Raw genomic sequence first — 19239 nt, forward strand, 5'->3', positions numbered from 1 at the left:
TGTGAACGCGGCCTTCGCGCGTGTGCGTCCCTTGCGCCAACGGCAGTCGGCCGCCTCAGGCCTGATCCCTCGTCGGAAGCAGCCATCGCAGGAAACGGGGCGTGCGCCCGACTGCCTCGGGACGGTCCTCGGGGGCTGAGGTCGCCAGCGTCCATGACGGCATCTCTATCTTTTGGATGACCAGTTCGATTTCATAGGCCCCATCGGAATGGACCCCGGGACCGAGCGCGTAATTGAAGCCTTCGTCATTGTCGGCCAGATGCCGCACCCGATATGAATTGGTCTCCAGCGCTGTCTCGAAGCTCGCGAGCAATGACGCGGGGGTGTACATGCGCTTGTGGTCCATATTCCAGTCCGAAGGCAGCGCATCTTTTTTTTCATACAGCGCTTGATGCGGTACCATACAAACGATGAATCCGCCGATTTTCAGAACACGGAACCAGTCCTGGATGACGGCATGGTCGTCGGCGATATGTTCCAGGCAATGGCTGGAAAAGACCGTGTCGACAGACCCGTCTTCGAAGGGCAAATGTCTGCCGTCATATCCCGGATAGTTGAGATCGATCCCGATGGCGTGGGGCAGGGCCGTCTTTCGATCAGGATTGTCATAGCCGCTGAAGCCGACGTCCAGCACTTGCTCACCTGCGCAATAGCGGTTCAGGAAACCTGATTGAAGCCGCCTTGCATAGCTTCGCCCGGCCTCGTCGGGGGGCGGTGAATAGTCGGAAAATGCAGGTGTGCCGCTAGGGGCGGGGGGCGTCGCATGATAGTTCGATGCGGCTTGTTGTTCCCTGAACTCCTGGCTGTTGACGACCAGACGCATGATCTCGGCGAGGCTTACGCCACCGTCGATCATATGTTGGAAACTCTCCAGCCCGACCGCGTCGGGACTCCTGTTGAGCAATCCTTCGTAGAGCGCGACTATGAAGGCGTCACTGCCCATCGCATTAGTTTCGGTTTCCGCGCTCATTTTACTCATATGGACGATTGCATCAATTATGCCGACCTATGCCATGCCGGGGTCATAGACGTAAAGGCGCTCGGCGAGTTCACTAAAGCGCGCTCCTGCCTGTTCGACCTCTTTGGCTCACGCGGTGATCGCCATGTGGAAATGTCGCGCGCCGCTTTTCTCGATCGTACACGGCGCGCCGCGGGTGGCCGGATGCAGTTCTGTAGAACCAAAGACTGTAACCTGCGCATGGCCGCAGCGCTCTTCCCATCGCTGGTTTGAGCATCTATAGCAAAGGCATGTGGTTGGCTTGATGTCCATTTCGTTTCAGGAAAAGCGCCAGTGCCCTCGATTATCCTCGCCTTGCAATAGCCATTTTCGGACTCGGGGGACCATCCTTGGTAGCATATGATCAGATTGGCGGGTCGATCAGATCCGTCGTCGACCTTATGGAATGGTTTGATCGGCCGTTTGTGGAACTGGCCTATCGCGTCATGCTGAAACGCCCCCCGGACCCGGAAGGCATGCGCTATTATCTCAAGCGGTTGCGGGCGGGGCATAGCCGTACCGCAGTGCTGGATCAGCTTTGGAAATCCCCGGAGTCGGATCCGCTATGGGATCAGGTACGCGACCTGGAAGCGACCCTCACCCGTTTTCGCAAGTCGCGGCGGTTCCTGACCGGCGCGTGGCTGCGCTGGAGTGATCCCGAAATTGGGACCCGCGCATCATTCAGGCGCGCGCGCTCGCGCGATAATATGCTTGGTCATATCCGCCACGATATAAGGGACGCCTCGAACGCACTGGCGGCCGGCCAGGACAGCTTGCGCGAGCTGGCCACAACGCTGCTCAATCAGCAAAACGTGCTTCTGGCTTCGGGTTTGCATGCGCAAGGGCTGGCGCAGGCCCCGGCGAAGGTCGCTGGCGCACCCCATAACCCCCGACTGCGGTCCGTATATGACGTACGGGATGTAGACCTGTCCAGCAGCGGACGGCGAACGATGAACACATTACGAATTTAATGGGGCGATATGCGGATCATCGTTGATTTTCAGGGCGCGCAGACCGGCAGTCGGTATCGCGGAATAGGTCGTTATTCGACGTCTTTGCTCAAGGCGATGATAAGCAGGGGAAGCGAGCATGAATTTATCATTGTGCTCAACGGTCAGTTCGCGGCGGGCATCGAACGCATTCGTGCCGATCTCGCATCATACCTCCCCCAGTCACAGATCAGGGTATGGCAAAGCCCCGGCCCTGTCGGCTATTTCGATGACGACGGCGAAAATCTCCGTGAGGTCGCGGAAATCATGCGCGAGCATTTCATTCGCTCGCTCGAACCCGACGTCATCCTTGTCACGAGCCTGTTCGAAGGCCTTGACGATGACGCGGTGCTATCGATCAAGAAGGTCGTGCCCGACATACCGGTAGCGTGCATTTTCTATGATCTTACGCCCCTGATCCTGCCGGACGAGCATTTCCAGACAAGTCCGATCCACCGCCGCTGGTATCGTGATCGAATCGCCAGCCTGCGCAAGAGCGACCTCTTACTGGCGATTTCGGAAAGCAGCCGCCAGGAAGCGTTGACGGAACTCGACTTCGCACCCGAGAAGGTGGTTAATATCTTCGCCGGCCGCGATGATGAGTTTAGCTTCAAAGGGTTCGAGGAGGCTGAAAAAGCGGCGGTGCGTCACCGCTTTGGGCTGGAAAAGCCGTTCATCCTCTATACGGGGGGACTCGAACTCAACAAAAATCTGCGAATGTTGGTCGAAGGGCTGTCCTATCTGCCCGAGCGCCTGCGGACGGACTATCAGTTCGTGTGCGTGGGCAAGCGCAATCCCGGTGAACCGGAACAAATCCTTGCTTATGCGCAGGATCCGCTCGTGCGCGACATGATCGCGGTGGTCGGATATGTATCACAGGACGATCTCATCGACCTGTATAATGCGTGCGAAATGTTCGTCTTCCCGTCATTGAGGGAAGGCTTTGGACTGCCGGCGCTGGAAGCAATGGCGTGCGGGGCCGCCACGATCGTGTCCGATCGAACGAGCTTGCCTGAAATCCTGAATAACGCCGCGGCATTGTTCGATCCGGAATCGCCCCGCGCCATCGGCTCGAAGATTACCCAGGTCCTGACCAATCCGGACGTCAAGAGCGGACTAGCGTCGTCCGGTCTTGCCCGGGCGAACATGCTCACCTGGGAGGATTGCGCCGACCGGGCGCTGCGTGCGCTCGAAGCGCTGAAGGTGAACCCGCCGGTGGATCGCAATCGGCGAGCGACGGTAGTGAAGACGGGAATTTTTGAGCAAAAGAAACTGTCTATCCTCGTCCAGAAGCTGGACCATCATGGCGATTTTTTCCTTGGGTTGCCGGCGATGGCGAAATTGCGTGCGCGCTATCCTCACGCGCGGATCGACGCACTGATCGGCAGCTGGAACAGGGACGCGGCGACAGCCAGTGGATTGTTCGACACGATCTACACCTTTGATTATTTCAAGGCGAAGTCATCGGATCGGCCCAGTCTGGACGATGAAAAGCTTGCCATTTTCCGTGACTTGCCATTTTACGATTATGCTGTCGATCTGCGGCGACAATCCGGCACGCGTTTCATTCTGTTCAAGGTCAATGCCGACTATTATTTCGGGTACAAGACCGGCGACGACAATCTCGACAATCTGTTGACATCGGCTCTCGAAATCCATCCGGAAAATCGCGGCGAACGGCGTTATTTCGAGGAAACCCATACCGCCGAACAGCTTCTGCGGATCATCGATACACTGCCGTTCGACGTGAACGATTATCTCCATCTTCCCGATATGGGTAAACGGTTGCCGGCACGCCCCGGCGCGGTCGCCGTTTTTCCCCGGGTTGGCCTTGATGCGCGGCAGTGGGACTCCACCCGGTTCGGCCTCCTTCTCAAGCAATTGGCAGCTGAGCCTTCAATCAGCGAGATCAATGTCTATGCTGGCAAGGCGGAAGAGCTGGACATCATCCCGATTCCCGATCATGCGAAGCTGCGTCTGCATTGCGGGCTGCCCTTCGGCGATCTTTATACATCTCTGTCCGGCAACCAGATTTGCGTTGGGAATAATAGTTTCGGCGTCCATCTCGCCAGCTATGCCGGCTGCCGGACGATCGGCATATATAGCGGGCATGAACTTTCCCAACAGTGGGGTCCTGCCTTCAATGAAGCAAAAGCGGTCATGGTCGATGCGGCCTGCGCGCCATGCCATCTTCCCGACCGGGAAAGCTGTGCCTTCGATATGTTCTGTCTGGAAGATATCTCTGTAAAGACGGTCTTTGATCTTGTACTGGCAGAGGTCGCGGGAGAGGTCGAAACTACCTATCGGTCCGAGATCGTCGCCAGCAATCCGGCGAGCGCTATCCAGTCCCTGGTGAACGACCTCAACAAGCATAGGGCCAGGGGCCTGATGGGCGAACTGCGGCCCGAACAGAAACTGGCGGTCAGCGCGGCGGTGACGCTCAATTTCCCCGAAAGAACCCGCAGCGGGTCGGTCATCTATGTCGATATGTCAAATTTCCGGCGCGACGTTCATGTGCAAGCGCCCAAGACGGATGCTCAATGGAGGGTGGCGCGTGCACTGGTCGAAGGGCTGCGCCGCAGCGTTCCGGCTGATTATGAAGTGGTTACGATCGCGTCCGGCCAGCATGACCATGAATTTTACGCTTTACCTTTCGCCGAGTTGGAAGATCTGACGATCAGCCTTCGGGACGCCAAGGTCGTTCGCCCGATCGCCGGCGATATCTATCTGGGGATCGACAGCTATCTCTTCCGCAATGCCGCGCAGTGGGATTTGCTGTTCAGCTGGCGGGCGCTTGGCGTTTCGATCGCATTCCTGCTTTCCGATACGGATATGGAGGACTGGCGCCTGGCCAGGGGCGAGGGCGAAGACGCAGCGCTGATGGACCGTTTTTTGCGTGAGACGATGCATTTCGACCTGCTGGTAACGGGCGGTGACCGTGATCGATCGCTCGAGGACTGGGTAGCGGCCAACATGCCTCCGCGCGAACGCCCCATTGCGGTGTGCAACCTCGGGAGCGAGGGCCGCACATCACCTGAACGACAGCCTGGCATTGCGAAGAGCGCTGTCGGCGAAACAGGCGCCAGACTTGCCGACGTGCTCCTCCGGGCGCGGGGGGAGCGTGGTGCGAAGGATTCTGCGCGCCTGGCTGTTACAGCAGGACAATAGATATGGTCAGTTCGAAAGCAGGCTCCCCACTGGCCATGGAGATCCATGCCACGCTTTCCGCCTTGCAGGGCGCCTTCACGCCCGATTATTGTGCGACTGTCGAGCGGAGTGCGGACGCGCTTGCCCGCGCCTTGCGGGGGGGCGGTAAGCTGTTAATCATGGGGAACGGTGGTTCTGCCGCGGATGCCCAGCACATCGCGGCCGAGCTCGTGGGACGATATAAGGTCGAACGAAGGGCCCTCGCGGCGATTGCGTTGACTACCGACAGCTCGATCCTGACGGCATGGAGCAACGATTACAGCTATGACACGGTGTTCAGTCGCCAGGTCGAAGCTCTGGCGCGCCCCGGCGATATCGTGATGGGTCTGTCGACCTCGGGTAATTCAGCGAATGTCGTCCGCGCGTTCGAAAGCGCACGCCAAATCGGCGTCACGACGATGGGGCTTTTGGGCCGGGATGGGGGTAAGCTGCTGCCGCTGAGCGACATCGCGATGGTCGCACCGCTTGCCGCGACGGACCAGATTCAGGTGGCGCACCTGCTGACCTATCATGCCTTATGCGCCCATCTGGACATTGTTTTTCAGTGAGTATTCGAAACGCGATTGCGAAGCTGCGCGTTATCATCGTTGGTGACGTGATGCTGGACGAATATTGGTTTGGCCACGTTCGCCGTATCTCACCCGAGGCGCCGGTGCCAATCGTACATGTCCAGCGATCCGATGAGCGGCCTGGCGGCGCCGCGAATGTCGCTCGCAACATTGTCGCGCTTGGCGCTCAGGCGACCCTGTTGTCCGTCGTCGGAGCGGACAGCGCCGCCGACCGGTTGCGAGGCGTTCTCGACGCGGCCGGCATCCACCACCGCCTGTATGCCGATCCCAGCATTCGCACGACCGTGAAGCTCCGCGTGATCGGACAGCAGCAACAAATGTTACGCATCGACTTCGAAGACGCGCCGTCCAGAGAGGCGCTCGACCGAAAGAAGATCGAGTTCGAACGCGTTATCGATGAGGCCGATCTCGTCGTCTTCTCCGACTATGGCAAAGGCGCGCTCGATCATATCGAGGAACTGATCGCCGCGGTGCGCGACAGGGGGAAGCCCATACTCGTCGATCCCAAAGGCGCCGATTATGGTCGCTATGCCGGCGCAACCGCGATCACGCCCAACCGCTCCGAGCTCGCCGAGGTGGCAGGCGGCTGGAAGTCGCCCGAAGACATGGCGGACAGGGCCGAGGCTCTGCGCAAGTCTCTAGGCCTGGAGGCATTGTTGGTGACGATGAGCGAGCAGGGCATGATGCTCTTTCGCGAAAAAAACACGCTGCATAAGCCCGCTCAGGCGCGTGAGGTTTTTGATGTTTCGGGCGCTGGTGACACGGTCATCGCTGCTGTTGCGATCATGATCGGGATAGGAGCTGGTTGGGATCGGGCGGTTGATTTCGCGAATGCCGCTGCCGGGCTCGTCGTCAGCAAGCTTGGTACATCGGTCGTCGAATTCGACGAAGTCGCGCCGCTCCTGGACGATATCGATAGTTGGCGGCTGTCGCGATGAGCATCGATGATAAAATCGTCGGGCTCGATGGGTTGCCCGAGCGGCTGTCCCGGCTGGCGCGGCCGATAGTCTTCACTAACGGTGTTTTCGACCTGATGCATCGTGGCCATGTGGAATATCTCGCCGACGCCCGGGCGCTGGGTGGGGCGTTGGTGGTCGGTCTCAACAGCGACAGCTCGGTCCGACTGCTGGAAAAGGGCGATGACCGCCCGATCAATGGAGAGCGTGACAGGGCGATCATGCTCGCGGCGCTGGAGTCGGTCAGCATGGTGTGCCTGTTCGCTGAAAGGACGCCGCTCGCCTTGCTGGATCATGTCCGCCCGGACATTTACGTCAAGGGCGGCGATTATGACGTCGACCGGCTGCCGGAGGCCGCGCTGGTCACATCCTGGGGGGGAAGAGCACAAGCCATAGCCTTGCGAGAAGGCTATTCGACAACGAGGTTGGTCGAACATATTCGGGCATTGAAGCCCAGCGCGTCATGACGCGTGCCCTTTTCCTGGACCGAGACGGCGTCCTCAATATCGATCACGGCTATATCGGCAGTGCGGAACGGTTCGATGTCATACCTGGTGTGTTTGATGCGCTGGCGCAGGCACAGTCACTGGATTTCCATTTAATCGTCGTGACCAATCAATCGGGCATCGCACGCAATTATTTCACGCAGGCAGATTATTTCGCGGTGGAGCGGCACATGCTCGATATATTCGCGGCGAAAGGTATTTCCTTCACGGGCATCTATCATTGCCCGCATCATCCGCAAGGTGCGCGGTCAGACCTCGCCATCGCATGTGCTTGCCGTAAGCCCGCCCCGGGAATGATCCTGCAGGCGTGCGCTGACCACCGGCTGGATCCCGCCAGATCCGTGCTGGTGGGCGACAAGCCCAGCGACATTCAGGCGGGCCGGAATGCGCGGGTGGGCCACTGCTTTCTCATCGACGCCTCCGCCGCTGATGGGGTCAGCCGGTTCGCATCACTGGCAGCTATAATCCATTCGCCGATATTCCAGGCCATCGCAGACGGCCCGGGCTGAAGCCGTGTCACAGACTATCGAGTATTTCATTCAGCCTGGCGCCCGCATCTTTCCATGTCAGACTTTTCGTTGATGCGGGTGCGTGGTCGACCGGCTTATGGCTGATCCAGTTCAATATGGCATCGCCCAGAGCATCCGACCCGTCATCCTCGAAATAGGATAGGCCAGGATGGCCCAGTTCGCGAAAGACCGGCAGATCGCGCGCGAGGACGGGCAATTTGCTTTGCAATGCTTCCAGCACGGGCAAGCCGAACCCTTCGGCATAAGACGTCATCAGCAGGCCGCTGCTCGCGTGATACAGCGCGTCAAGATATTCGTCGCTCACATCGTCCAGGCGGAAAAGTCGCTTGTTCGTCTCCGGGTGATGCGCCAGCCGATCTTCTAGACTATCCGAGCGCCAGCCGCGGCGGCCCACGATGACCAATCTGACATTCTGGCCAGCGGATTGGCGCCATAACCACTCCATCGCATCAAGTGCCACTTCATAGGCTTTTCGAGGCTCGACGGTGCCGACCATGAGGATGGTCCGCTGATCAGGTGAAAACGTCTCCAGAAACCGCCGCTCACGATCCGATACGCCCAGACGGAGCGCCGAATTGAGTATGTCGCCGCCCATGGGAATCACCGCGATCGAAGGCGCATTGTCACTCGACTGTCGAGCGGGAAGCTTTTGCCGAAGCTGTTCGGCGACGGTCCGGGAAATGCAGATGACGGCATCGGCCCGGGCAATCAGAAACGCGAGCCAGGGCCGGAACTTGCCCACATTGGCGGGCGTGAAATATTGGGGGCTCTGGTCTGGCAGCAGGTCGTAGAGGAACAGGGCTATGCGCACGCCTCGACTTTTCAACCATCGAAGCTGAATGCGATGGCGGGGGATCAAATGAGCCGCCAGTTCGAGTCCAAGAAAGATATCGCGCGGGCGAGGTACCACGGTGGTTGTACGATCCAGCGCGCTCTGGTCCCCGGATAGCCAGGCATCGACCGTGATAGCCCTGTAGGGGCGGTATTTGGTCGCCACCACCGGCACGATCATGGCTCCCCTGGGTGGAGATGCGATCAACTGTGCCATCAACGCCCGGACGACGCGCTGGATGCCTGTGCCGCTGTCCCGCCGGAAGATGATCGAGACGTCGACGTAAATGAAACGGGAGGCATTGGCTGCGCGTGCGCGATGTGCCTCCCTATACCGTTCCGGCCAGTATCTCAGATAATAGGCAAGGAAAGCTACGCCCTTACTATTTCCCTTCAACGCTGGGTCTCATTATACATGTGATAGGCTTCGTCCACCGTATCATACACGGTCAGCTCTGAATCGTGGAGGACGGCCGCACGCTCGCAATGCTCCATCACATACCCGGCATCATGCGATACGAAGATCATCGCGCGATCGGCTCGCTTTTCGAAAAGTTCGACATGACATTTATCATGGAATCGCTTGTCGCCGACGGCGATTACTTCATCGATCAGGAAGCAATCAAACTCAACGCTCATCGATATGGCGAATGCAAGCCGAGCCAGCATGCCCGCCGAATAGCTGGACACCGGTTCGCGCATATAGCTTCCCAGTTCCGAAAATTCCTCGATGAAATCGAGCTTCGAATAGGCATCGACACCATATATGCGGGATATGAACCGCAGATTGTCGAGGCCGGTCAGCGACATTTGAAAGGCGCCGCCGAAGGCCAGTGGCCATGATACGCTCATCTCACGCTCGACCCGGCCTTTAGTGGGCAATTCGGCACCGCTGATCAACCGGATCATGGTCGACTTTCCGGCACCGTTTCGTCCCAGAATGCCGATTTTTTCGCCGGGATGAATGTCGAGGCTCACGTCGCGCAGGATCGTCCGCATGCCGCGACGCGTGGGATAGCTTTTCCAGAGATTTTGGACCCGGATCACTCGGCAAAGACCTTATGAGATATGTCGGGAAGTGGTGCGAAAATCGGCCTCCACGAGGAAGCCGCCCATGGCGCGACATCTCTCATGTCTGACTCGAGGCGCCAGTTACCGCCGGATCGGTTCATCTCCATGCATCAATCACGATGTTCTTTGATGCCGGCCAGCAGCATGCTGAGAACGCCAAACACGACCAGACCCAAGCCGAAGGTGGACAATATACCGCGAAGACGCCGCGGCTCCAATGCTTCATCAGGTATGTTGGGCTGGACAATGCGGGCAAGATAAACCTGCTTGCGTCGCGCTTCATTGCGGGCATCGCCCAGGGAAGCAAGCGAGCTGGCCAACTGTTTCTGGGCGAATTCATTTTCAAGCGTCAGCCGCTGAAACTGAACGGCAGCGCCTGCCAGCGAGCCTTTGTCGCCCGCAATCTTGCCGATTTCCTGATCAATTTCCCGGGCCAAGCCGGACACACGTGTCTGGAGAACGGGGACCTGTGGGTTGTCGGGCGTAAAGGCGCGCAGTTGCAGCAGTTGCGTTTTCGTCGAAATCAGCTCGTCCTGAAGCTTAGATATCAGTTGCAACTGAACCGTTGCTTGGCGTTCGGGATCGAGAATGCCTTGGGTGTTGCGGAATGCCGAAAGCGCGATCGCCGCGTTCTGGGCGGCACTTTCTGCATTCTGCGCTTCGGCCGTCGCAAAACGGATCAGGTCTTCGCGACTCCGGTCGTTGATCCGGTTAACCAGCGTCTCCGCTTGCTGAAGCAGCTTTTCGTTGATCCTGTGCGCGTCCTGCGCGGAATATGCGCGCACATGCATGGCGGTGATCGTCGAGGACGTTTCGTGGTTTATCTCGACCCGTTTTTTGTAGAATTTATAGAGTGATTCAAAGGTCGTGTCCTGGCCCAGCGCGCCGAACCTCGCGAACATGTCGATCTGGGGATCGGAATAGGCCCGGGCGATCGAACCATCGCGGTTGAGCGCCTTCAGCGCGTCGCGGGATTCGATATAGCTTTGTACGGCGAAAATCTCGTCACCCGCCGTCGACATTCCCGAGGTACGAAACAGCGAATCCAGTGCGGAAGGCATCTTTTTGTCGGGACTGCGAATGACGAACTGCGATTCCGAGATATAAACGTCGGAAGCGAGTAGGCCGAAATAGAGGACCGCCAGCAGGGTAGGAATAATGACAGTAACGATGAAGAGAGGATTGATCGACTTAACCCTGCCCCTGAAATCCATATTCATTCGCGTTTCCGACCAAAACAGGAGAAATCTTAATGTCTCGAACGCAAAATGAGCGGGTTGACCCCCTCTCGCGCTTCGCCGCTATCCTTGCCCCAGCCGAAGATCTTTTGCAACTGCTAGCAGATCGCTAGGCCGGCTTTGCCTTGTGCAGCGATCGGGCCGGCAGATCGATCGCGCCTGCCCGATATAGGTCAGACGAGCGCCATAACAGCGCGGGGGGCTCTCGATTATCGCCGAATCGACATTATGCGAAATTCATAGATCGCACTTGCAGCATCATTGGTGAACTCCCTTTCTACAAATCCCTGTCGAAATATGGCCGCGCCCTCGGCACCGTCCACCACCTTTCGCAGGTTGCATTGCCGAAATCGCGTCCGATCTCGATCCTGATCAGATCGCGGAACGCGTTCGATGCCTGCGGCTTCAGGCGGAGGCGCGGTTGCCAACCTCGGGGCAACATAGGCCGAAGACCCGGTAGCCGGCTGTCCCGTCCCGAGGGAGCATTTTCACGATCAGGCACCATGTTTGAAACTTGATCCTGGAGCTGCCGCTACAGCCTGTCACGATGTAGGGCGACCGCTCATGGCCAGACAAGGCGGATCGCAGAACGGCAGTCAATTCCGCCGACGACCGGGTATCCCTAGTCTCTCACGCAGCCTGGGATCCCTGCATTTCGCCGGATCGTACGGATAAACCACTTGCAAAAAATGGGTATCTATAGTTGGAAGAAGGCTAACGCGCCCCGCGAGCAATGCACTCGGCGCGTGGGAGTTTTCATGCCTCGTTTCTTCAAAAATCCTGTCCGGGCCGATATCGGCGCGTTGCCTGCCATTGCAGCGTCGCTACTGCTTCTTTCAGGTTGCGTGTCGAGCGGGCCGAGCCGGCAGTCGGTGCTCAACTCGACATCGACGGGCGTCGTCAACGGCATTCGAGTCCTGGATGTCAACGATGCGCCAAGCCGGGAATTGCGCAGCCGGCCAGTCCCCGGCTTTGCCGAGACACTGGCCGGGCCGCCACAGGTCGGCACCATCGTGAATTCGGGTGATGTGCTGGAAATCACGATCTGGGAAGCACCGCCTGCGGCGCTTTTCGGTGTGTCGGCGCTGTCGACTTCGCAAGAGACCAGCCGGTCCACGTCGCTTCCGGATTTCATCGTCGGCCCGTCCGGTCGGATTTCCGTGCCGTTCGCGGGTCTCGTAACCGTGGCGGGCAAGACTCCGCCCCAGATCGAACGTGACATTACCGAACGGTTGCGCGGCAAAGCCCATCTGCCGCAGGTCATGGTCCGCCTGACCCGGAACGCTACGGCGACGGTCACCGTCGTGGGCGAGGTGGTCAACAGCACGCGCATGCCGCTGACCCCCAAGGGCGAGCGGCTGCTTGATGCCGTCGCGGCAGCCGGTGGCACGCGCCAGCCGATCACCAAGATTACCGTTCAGGTCGGCCGGGGAGGGCAGGTCTATTCGATGCCGCTGACCGCAGTCGTCAGCGACGTCCGGCAGAATATCGCCCTGCGGACCGATGATGTTGTTACCCTGCTTTATCAACCCTATAGCTTCACCGTTCTTGGTGCTACGGGCCGGAATGACGAGGTTAATTTCGAAGCAACGGGCCTGACGCTGGCGCAGGCCATGGGGCGGGTCGGCGGGCTGCAGGATGGCCGTGCCGATGCGAAGGGCGTGTTTGTATTCCGATGGGAAGATCCCGCGGTTCTGGCGGGTGGAGCGGGCTCTGCCATTATCCGCGCGGATGGCCGCGTTCCGGTTATTTATCAGGCCAATATGAAGGATCCCGCCACCTATTTCGCGATGCAGGGCTTCGCCATGAAGAATGGCGACATCCTCTATGTTTCCAACAGCCCGGTCGCCGATTTCCAGCGGTTTATCGGCGTCATTACGTCAGCCGCCTTGCCGATCGTTCAGACCGAAAACTCCATTTCCAACTGAGCGTCCGGATAGAAGGGCAGGATATACCGCATGGCACAGATGCTCGACAGAAAAGCCGTCGAAAAGCCTTGGGGCAAAACCGTGCTGCCGCCGCCGTTTACTGATGTTGCCGGCGATCGCATCGGCGAAATCTGGTATGAGGGCGCGGCTGAACAGGCGCTGCCGCTGCTCGTGAAGTATATTTTCACGAGCGAGCGCCTGTCTATCCAGGTCCATCCCAACGACCAGGAGGCGCAGGCAGCAGGGCTGACGCGGGGCAAGGAAGAGGCATGGTATATTCTGGACTGCGAACCCGATGCGAGGCTGGGTATCGGCCTTGTCGAACCGCTGTCGCCCGATGCCTTCCGCGCCGCCGCGCTCGATGGATCGCTTGAACATTTGATCGACTGGAAGCAGGTGCAACGGGGAGATTGCTATTTCATTCCCGCCGGCACGGTCCACGCCATCGGCGCCGGCATCACGCTCGCTGAAGTGCAGCAAAATGCCGATATAACCTATCGGATCTATGACTATGGCCGCCCGCGCGAACTACATCTGGAGCAGGGGGCGGCAGTAAGTCATCTGGCGCCCTATGGGCGGGCGCCTGTGACCACGCGTGCGACCGGAGGCACAAAGCTGGTGTCAGCGCATGAGGCGCCTTTCTGGCTGGACCTGGTGGCGTGGGAGGCGAGTGAGGAGGTCGCGTTGCCCGACTCCGACCGCATATGGTTCACGCCGTTGGAAGGCGCTGGCACGATCGACGGCCAGCCCTGGGCTCCAGGTCAATGCTGGCTGCTCGATAGGCGCAGCCAACTGACGGTATTCAGCACAACGTCCGCGCTACTGGCGGGCGAGCGCCCCACAGACTAGATTTCCGAAAGATTGAGATTGTCACGGTTCAGGTGGACTGCCCGCTAAATGCCATTGGCATGCGACCGGGCAAAGCAATCTGTGCGATCAGGCCTTGGGAAAGGGTGAAGCCACGCGCGGTCCTGGTAACTGCGGCCGTCGCCAGGGAGGAAGCGTTTGCCCGTTCCGGTTGGACTTGACGCTGGACAGATGGTCAAGCGCGACCTCCGGCGTTTCGCTCCCGAACTCCCGCTTGGCTCGCAATGGGGGGGGCGGACACGGAGTTCCAAATAACCATCGGAAAACATCTGATCCGACCTTCGTCGGTGCCTCGCACCTCAACCTCGCGAGGATCGAATCAGGTTTCCATCCATCGCGGGACCGTCTTCCTCAACAGACCGCCCTTGAGCAAGCACCGATGCTCTATGCCTCCGCAAGCGGCTATAAACATGTCGCCAGATATCGTCTGAGCAAGACTAGTGATCAGCGCGCTTCGCAATCATGTCAAAGAACCGCGCTATTTGCGATCTGATTGCCGACATGACGTTTTCGGTTTGTGGTTCGACCTCCAGCGCTGTCGCGGGTGGCAGTTGGGCTCGCCGGGTCAGATAATAATTATACAGATACTGCTCGCGAGTCACGCTCTGGTCGAATGACGCATAGTGATCGCCCTCATCCCACCATTGGAGCGAATATTTTTTCGCCACCGAGCGGAAAACAGGCGTTTCGATGGCCCGGAAAGGCTCCATCGACAAAGTATCCACCGCCTTCTTGGCGATAGCCCCAATCTGGGCGCCACTCAGCGCGCGATTGAAGCTCAATATCTGCCGCAAAAGCTCCAGCAGCAATAAAGATGTGGGATGATCCGGTGTCAAAAACAGCTTTCGAAGACCAAAGTGCGATGTCAAAAACTGCGTCATCTGTACCTGGCATGAACTGTCCATCTGCTTCCAGCGTTGAATCTGGGCAGCCCAGAGCAGATCGTGATCGACCGTCGCCAACTCCGCCTCATATGCGGCGCATAATCGATCGGCGGTAAGATCGGGTGTATCCGACAATCGAATGACCGCCCGATCGCCATAGGGTATGGCCCCGCCGGGCACGCCATTAGCAAAATTCAGTGGGTCTGCGATATGGAATGGCCAAAGTGCCGAACAATTGAGATCGGGAAATGTCAAAATATCGGCACTGGGCGGAATGCTATTTAAATCGAGTTTGTGTTTCAAATCATATTGAATCCAACCGATCCGCAGACGCGCCGCAAGGTCACCGTCGATAACGACCGGACTTGCCGTGGACCTGGAGCTATTGCGATAAACCACATCATATTCATCGGAAACAATGGAAACAGATCTTACGATATTTGAAAGAGCCTCGGCGGAGCTATTCCCAAAAATGACGAAAACAGGTTTGTCATTCATTTATTTTCCTCCAATATCATGGCCTTAGCAGGCCAAAGACGCGATATTTGACGGTGCCACCTAGGATTTATAAATTAAATTGAGCTCCGAATTGAATCAATTGAATTCCATATAGAATGAATCTAGCCCGAAATATTTGTCGGGGCAACTGGGATCGGCGTGCTTCATCTTGGATAACGAGGTGATCGTGACGGATTTACCCAATTTTAACGATTCGAATTATAACCCATGGGCCATGACAATTCCCGTGTCGCAAACAGATCGGGAGATACGGCCATCTTGTCATTTTTCTGTCACTATGCCACAGTTACTGCCTTAATGGAGGGGCACGTCGCATGCGTGAGACAATTTGGACCTGTTAAATCTCTTCGCTTGTCCGTCAAACCGCGCTGCATGGCGATCGACCACATAAATGGAGACCATATTGGACCTGGTGAATGATGAGGGAAGGCCTGACGCCTCCGCCACTCACGATGTTTTGCATGATGAACCTATATTTATACATGCTGCATTTCGGTCTTCGAGTACTTATGTCTTGGACCACCTCATCATACAGGAGAATGTGGTAAAAATATACGAACCTCTCCATGAGGGTTTCGGCAATATTCCACAGTTATTACAGAGACCCAACCAGCAGGGGGATTTTTTTTCGGCGCTTGAGCTGCCGATGGGGGGCGTCAAAGGCTTTCGCAAGGCATTTGGGACGGAGCGGATGTTTTTGGGGCCTGATGACGATCATCCGCCTCTTCAAAATTATATAGATATTCTGTTGGAAGAGGCCAAAAGCCGTGGTCTGCGCCCGGTAATCAAAGAGGTTCGGACGCAAGGCCGGATTTCTTGGTTGCGAAAGAGATTTGGGGGCGTTCACATTGGTTTGATCCGCGATCCCCGATCACAGTTTCGGTCGTATCGATGGAATGCCCGACATGGCAACTGGTATTTTCTGGCGCAGGTCTGTCAGGTCTACGCGTTCAACATCGTACCTATAGCCCGTGCATTGACGTTGAAGTTTGTGGATATTCCTATCTTTTCAAACGCGATGTACGCTGAAGAACATAATTTCTATGAACGTGTCGCCAAGTCCCTGTCGACAGCCGAGCTTTATTTTATCTTTATGTACGTTTGGTTTTGGAGCACTTTGAACTGCGTTGTCCAGGCAGATGTCAGTTTCGAATTGCCGCTGGGACAACGTGAAGCCGATCTCAACGGCCTGCTTAAGCAACATGGCGTCGCGGTCGACACCTCTCGTTTCCGAGGTTCACTCGCCATTGACGAAGATCTGGCCTATTCCGACATGCTTCCCGATATTGAAAAAATCGCCCTCGGGTGCTTCAAGCTGGATTTCGGCGGTCTCAGCGCTTTGGCGCCGTCGACATATTACCTTTCGCCTTCTACCCAGGCTTACATCGACGCCCTGTTTTTGCCGGATCTTTCCTTTCCTGTTGAAAGCAGCAGGGTGTTCAACGGGAAGGTTCTCAAATCACTGCTTCTCCTGGAAGCGAATGCGCGCTCGCTGCCGTTGAGATCGCTGGCGCCTTATATCAGTTACGGTCATCGCAACGAAAATGACCCCGACAATCTTTTGCGGTTCTCACCTTCATCCGTATATCTGCCGCAAGGATCCTTGCTCGAGATGAGCCCGTCAGACGGATATTCGGTCGTCAGATTTGTGTCGGAATCAGAGGGACTTGTTTGCTATGGCCCTCATTTCGATCTGCCCGCAGGATCTTATGAAGTCTTTTTCGATGTCAGAGCGGAAAAGGGAGGCAGAGCGCCCTTGGAGCCCAATGTGTTTATTAACGTCATCGCCCAACGAGGACTGGTCAACCTTACCCCGAAAATGGCTTTTGACATAACGGGGCGACGCGAAATCAGCGTTGTCTTCGAATGCACCATTCCCCAGGCGCTCGTAGAGCCCAGATTATCTGTGATAGGCAGCGTTGAAGTCTATGGCATGTATATCGTGGCAAAGCCGGCCGCTAGTTCAGTCGGAGCATAGGCCTTGGAACACGCTGCTTGCGAAAAGCATTTCGAACGAGGCGGGCCCGGTCCATGCGCCTGGTCTGCAGGTACGCTTCGACCCTGGTCCCGGGCAGCAGATGCATGGCGGCCGCAAACGACCTGATCGAGGGTCTGAACGTCCAATAGTCCTCGCTGACAAAGCCTATGATGCCAACAGCCGGTGCGATAAGATGGCGGCGCAAGGTGGAACCGTCGTCATCCGCCGCGCCGCCAGCGCAAGCGGCCTCACGACGGCGACGACCACATCGCCTACCAGAACCGGTGGGGCATCGAGGGCTTCTTCGCCAGGTTCAAGCAATACCGACGCATCGCCACGCGATACGACAAACTCCCGCAAACTTTCTCGGCTTCATCAAACTCACAGCATCTTGCGGTCTGCCAGAGCGGCGCGGAACCAGTCGGCATCGTATTCTCTGTCACCGAGCAGGGCTTTGGCCTTGGGCGTCGCGTCAATCATGAGGGCTGCGCCCCTTAGTCCCGCTCAGAGACAGGCTTTGTGGTCGCTCATCTGGGCCTTCGCTCAGCGGCATGACCAGCGGTCTGCCCTTGCCATCGCATACGGCATGGAGCCCTTCGACAAGCTCAGGAGAGCCTTGGAGTTCAGGCCACCTTCGGTGCGTCCGATATATCGGGGAACAGCCCTTTTTTTGACAGGCTCGCTGCCGTGCGATGTGCCTTCAGATGGGTCGCGTCGATCATTAGCTGATCCGGCTTCCCCCCTTCGCCGCAAGGCCTGCGAAGATTTTGTTGAACACGCTAAGCCGGCTCCAGCGGATAAAGCGGTTGTAGATCGTCTTGGGCGGGCCGTAATCGGCAGGCGCATCGCGCCACCGCAGGCGGTTCCTGATCACAAAAATGATCCCGCTGATGATCCGGCGATCATCGACACGCGGCACCCGATGCGACAGCGGAAAATACGGCTCGATCCGGCGCATCTGCGCCTCCGACAACCAGATCAGATCACTCATGGCAGCGCCTCCTCACGCCGCCATTGAATCAACCAATCAGAATCTCTGTAACCCTTTTAATAGGTCTTGAGCCTGGTTCGCCAATCGCCCTCCGAAAAAACCGCGCGAGGACAAGCATCCAGCAAGTCCGCGCGAATTTCCGGCCGCAGCCCTATCTTTTGTAACAGGCGACGATGGTCGCGATGACCGACAGGGTTTCCTCAGGGTCGCGCACAAGAATAGTGTCGAGCCCTAGTTGCTTGGCAGGATAGTCGTTACCGCCAGGGAAAATCGCATCGCCGATGAACATCATGTCGTCCAGCGGAATGCCGCTTGCGTCCCGCAGCTTTTTAAGTCCGTACGCCTTGTCCACACCCTTGCTCGTTATATCGATCGAAGTCGCGCCGCCCATGTTGATCGAGAGCCCGGGCAGACGTGCCTGCAAATCTGCCTGAATAATCCGGCGCTTGGCGAAATCGGGGTCCCACACGTCTTTCGCATGGATGGGCGCCTGCTGGCCCAGGGCGGAAAAAGTGATCTGGCTTCCGCGGTCTTCGATACGCTCGCCCCAGGTCTGCTCCGGGACGAAACCTGTTGCTTCAAGTGAAGCGTCGAACGCTTGGAATATAGCCGCTTTCTGGGCGTCGTCGAACAGTTCGGCATAGACCGCCGACCATGAGTCGCTCTGGTGCGTATAGAGCTTAGTCCCTGTAGTGGGCATGAGCCACAAACGGGACAGATCGGCCCGGCCGGGAAGTCTGCTGGCGACCTGCTTTTCAAATTGCGGCCAGTCGCCGCCGGATATTACCGCGACGTGGGCAACCGTGAGCAAATCGGCGATCGCCTCCTGCATTGGTTCCTGCAGCGGTTGCTTACTCTCGGCAAGCGTACCGTCCAGGTCAAAAGCTATTAGTTGCTTCATCTAGGCTATCTCCTGCCAAATTACTTAAGCGTCGCTCCTAACCATGCGGTGCCCTCCGTGCAATCCAGCGGATTGCGTACTTCAGAAATTTGCGGGCTGACGTCACGCAGGCTCGCTCGCCCCGGCGAGCGCCGACGCAAAATATTCCGGTTTTTCGGGTGACACGCAAAATCCCGGTCCTTCAGAAAAGAAACACGGCTTGCACGACATCGACCCGATGCGGCGAGGCAAGCGGGACATAGCGCCACAGCACAGTCCCTGATGCCGGCTACCCCGG

16 protein-coding genes and 2 pseudogenes are annotated in these 19239 nt (G+C 57.7%); 11 read left to right on the forward strand and 7 right to left on the reverse strand.

From position 1 onward, the window contains the following. Positions 1–55 precede the first annotated feature (55 nt). Positions 56–970: a methyltransferase domain-containing protein gene (locus tag WG907_RS02420; RefSeq protein WP_340231795.1), complete on the reverse strand. Its 915-nt coding sequence runs from the start codon at positions 968–970 to the stop codon at positions 56–58. Between WG907_RS02420 and WG907_RS02425 the strand changes: the two genes are divergently transcribed. From WG907_RS02425 to WG907_RS02455, 7 genes are all read left to right on the forward strand, one after another. Next, entirely contained in the window at positions 857–1231 is a 375-nt protein-coding gene (locus tag WG907_RS02425; RefSeq protein WP_340231854.1) for a hypothetical protein, read from the forward strand. The two genes, WG907_RS02420 and WG907_RS02425, sit on opposite strands and share 114 nt — an antisense overlap. Positions 1232–1347: 116 nt before the next feature. Further along, the gene (locus WG907_RS02430; RefSeq protein ID WP_340230993.1) at positions 1348–1968 is read left to right on the forward strand and encodes a DUF4214 domain-containing protein; all 621 of its coding nucleotides are present in this window, start codon (positions 1348–1350) and stop codon (positions 1966–1968) included. Positions 1969–1977: 9 nt separating this feature from the next. After that, complete coding sequence (locus WG907_RS02435; RefSeq protein WP_340230994.1) at positions 1978–5154, forward strand: glycosyltransferase; 3177 nt, start codon at positions 1978–1980, stop codon at positions 5152–5154. Between the two features lie 2 nt (positions 5155–5156). Then, positions 5157–5741: a D-sedoheptulose-7-phosphate isomerase gene (locus WG907_RS02440; RefSeq protein WP_340230995.1), complete on the forward strand. Its 585-nt coding sequence runs from the start codon at positions 5157–5159 to the stop codon at positions 5739–5741. Next, positions 5738–6700 carry a D-glycero-beta-D-manno-heptose-7-phosphate kinase gene (gene rfaE1, locus WG907_RS02445; protein ID WP_340230996.1) on the forward strand — a complete coding sequence of 321 codons (963 nt, stop codon included), beginning with the start codon at positions 5738–5740 and terminating at the stop codon, positions 6698–6700. Before WG907_RS02440 ends, rfaE1 begins: the two co-directional genes overlap by 4 nt. Then, on the forward strand, positions 6697–7185 hold the full coding sequence (gene rfaE2 / locus WG907_RS02450; RefSeq protein ID WP_340230997.1) for a D-glycero-beta-D-manno-heptose 1-phosphate adenylyltransferase: 489 nt from the start codon (positions 6697–6699) through the stop codon (positions 7183–7185). The genes rfaE1 and rfaE2 overlap by 4 nt, the downstream gene beginning before the upstream one ends. Next, positions 7182–7733 carry a D-glycero-alpha-D-manno-heptose-1,7-bisphosphate 7-phosphatase gene (locus tag WG907_RS02455; RefSeq protein ID WP_340230998.1) on the forward strand — a complete coding sequence of 184 codons (552 nt, stop codon included), beginning with the start codon at positions 7182–7184 and terminating at the stop codon, positions 7731–7733. Before rfaE2 ends, WG907_RS02455 begins: the two co-directional genes overlap by 4 nt. A gap of 7 nt (positions 7734–7740) precedes the next feature. Here WG907_RS02455 and WG907_RS02460 read toward each other — a convergent pair whose 3' ends face one another. From WG907_RS02460 to WG907_RS02470, 3 genes are all read right to left on the reverse strand, one after another. Then, positions 7741–8982: a glycosyltransferase family 4 protein gene (locus WG907_RS02460; protein WP_340230999.1), complete on the reverse strand. Its 1242-nt coding sequence runs from the start codon at positions 8980–8982 to the stop codon at positions 7741–7743. Then, positions 8979–9632: an ABC transporter ATP-binding protein gene (locus WG907_RS02465; protein WP_340231000.1), complete on the reverse strand. Its 654-nt coding sequence runs from the start codon at positions 9630–9632 to the stop codon at positions 8979–8981. The genes WG907_RS02460 and WG907_RS02465 overlap by 4 nt, the downstream gene beginning before the upstream one ends. A gap of 134 nt (positions 9633–9766) precedes the next feature. Continuing rightward, positions 9767–10876 (reverse strand): KpsE/RkpR family capsule polysaccharide export protein, encoded by a 1110-nt coding sequence (locus tag WG907_RS02470; protein WP_340231001.1) that lies wholly within the window; start codon positions 10874–10876, stop codon positions 9767–9769. A 776-nt stretch (positions 10877–11652) separates the two neighbouring features. On the opposite strand from WG907_RS02470, the gene WG907_RS02475 reads away from it, so the two are divergent. Continuing rightward, on the forward strand, positions 11653–12822 hold the full coding sequence (locus WG907_RS02475; RefSeq protein ID WP_340231002.1) for a polysaccharide biosynthesis/export family protein: 1170 nt from the start codon (positions 11653–11655) through the stop codon (positions 12820–12822). 30 nt (positions 12823–12852) lie between these two features. Then, positions 12853–13671 carry a class I mannose-6-phosphate isomerase gene (locus tag WG907_RS02480; RefSeq protein WP_340231003.1) on the forward strand — a complete coding sequence of 273 codons (819 nt, stop codon included), beginning with the start codon at positions 12853–12855 and terminating at the stop codon, positions 13669–13671. Between the two features lie 455 nt (positions 13672–14126). On the opposite strand, the gene WG907_RS02485 is transcribed toward WG907_RS02480, so the two are convergent. After that, positions 14127–15071 carry a WcbI family polysaccharide biosynthesis putative acetyltransferase gene (locus WG907_RS02485; RefSeq protein ID WP_340231004.1) on the reverse strand — a complete coding sequence of 315 codons (945 nt, stop codon included), beginning with the start codon at positions 15069–15071 and terminating at the stop codon, positions 14127–14129. 424 nt (positions 15072–15495) lie between these two features. Here WG907_RS02485 and WG907_RS02490 point away from each other — a divergent pair, with 424 nt between their 5' ends. Together WG907_RS02490 and WG907_RS18170 are read left to right on the forward strand one after the other, a co-directional pair. Further along, the gene (locus tag WG907_RS02490; RefSeq protein ID WP_340231005.1) at positions 15496–17070 is read left to right on the forward strand and encodes a hypothetical protein; all 1575 of its coding nucleotides are present in this window, start codon (positions 15496–15498) and stop codon (positions 17068–17070) included. Positions 17071–17119: 49 nt separating this feature from the next. Next, a pseudogene (locus WG907_RS18170) lies at positions 17120–17459 on the forward strand (transposase); the annotation flags it as partial. Positions 17460–17472: 13 nt separating this feature from the next. On the opposite strand, the pseudogene WG907_RS02495 reads toward WG907_RS18170, so the two are convergent. Together WG907_RS02495 and WG907_RS02500 are read right to left on the reverse strand one after the other, a co-directional pair. After that, a pseudogene (locus tag WG907_RS02495) lies at positions 17473–18061 on the reverse strand (IS5 family transposase); the annotation flags it as partial. A 151-nt stretch (positions 18062–18212) separates the two neighbouring features. Then, positions 18213–18962 carry an HAD-IIB family hydrolase gene (locus tag WG907_RS02500; RefSeq protein WP_340231006.1) on the reverse strand — a complete coding sequence of 250 codons (750 nt, stop codon included), beginning with the start codon at positions 18960–18962 and terminating at the stop codon, positions 18213–18215. Between the last annotated feature and the right edge of the window lie 277 nt (positions 18963–19239).

The sequence above is a fragment of the Sphingobium fluminis genome, from assembly GCF_037723805.1.
GTDB lineage: Bacteria > Pseudomonadota > Alphaproteobacteria > Sphingomonadales > Sphingomonadaceae > Sphingobium.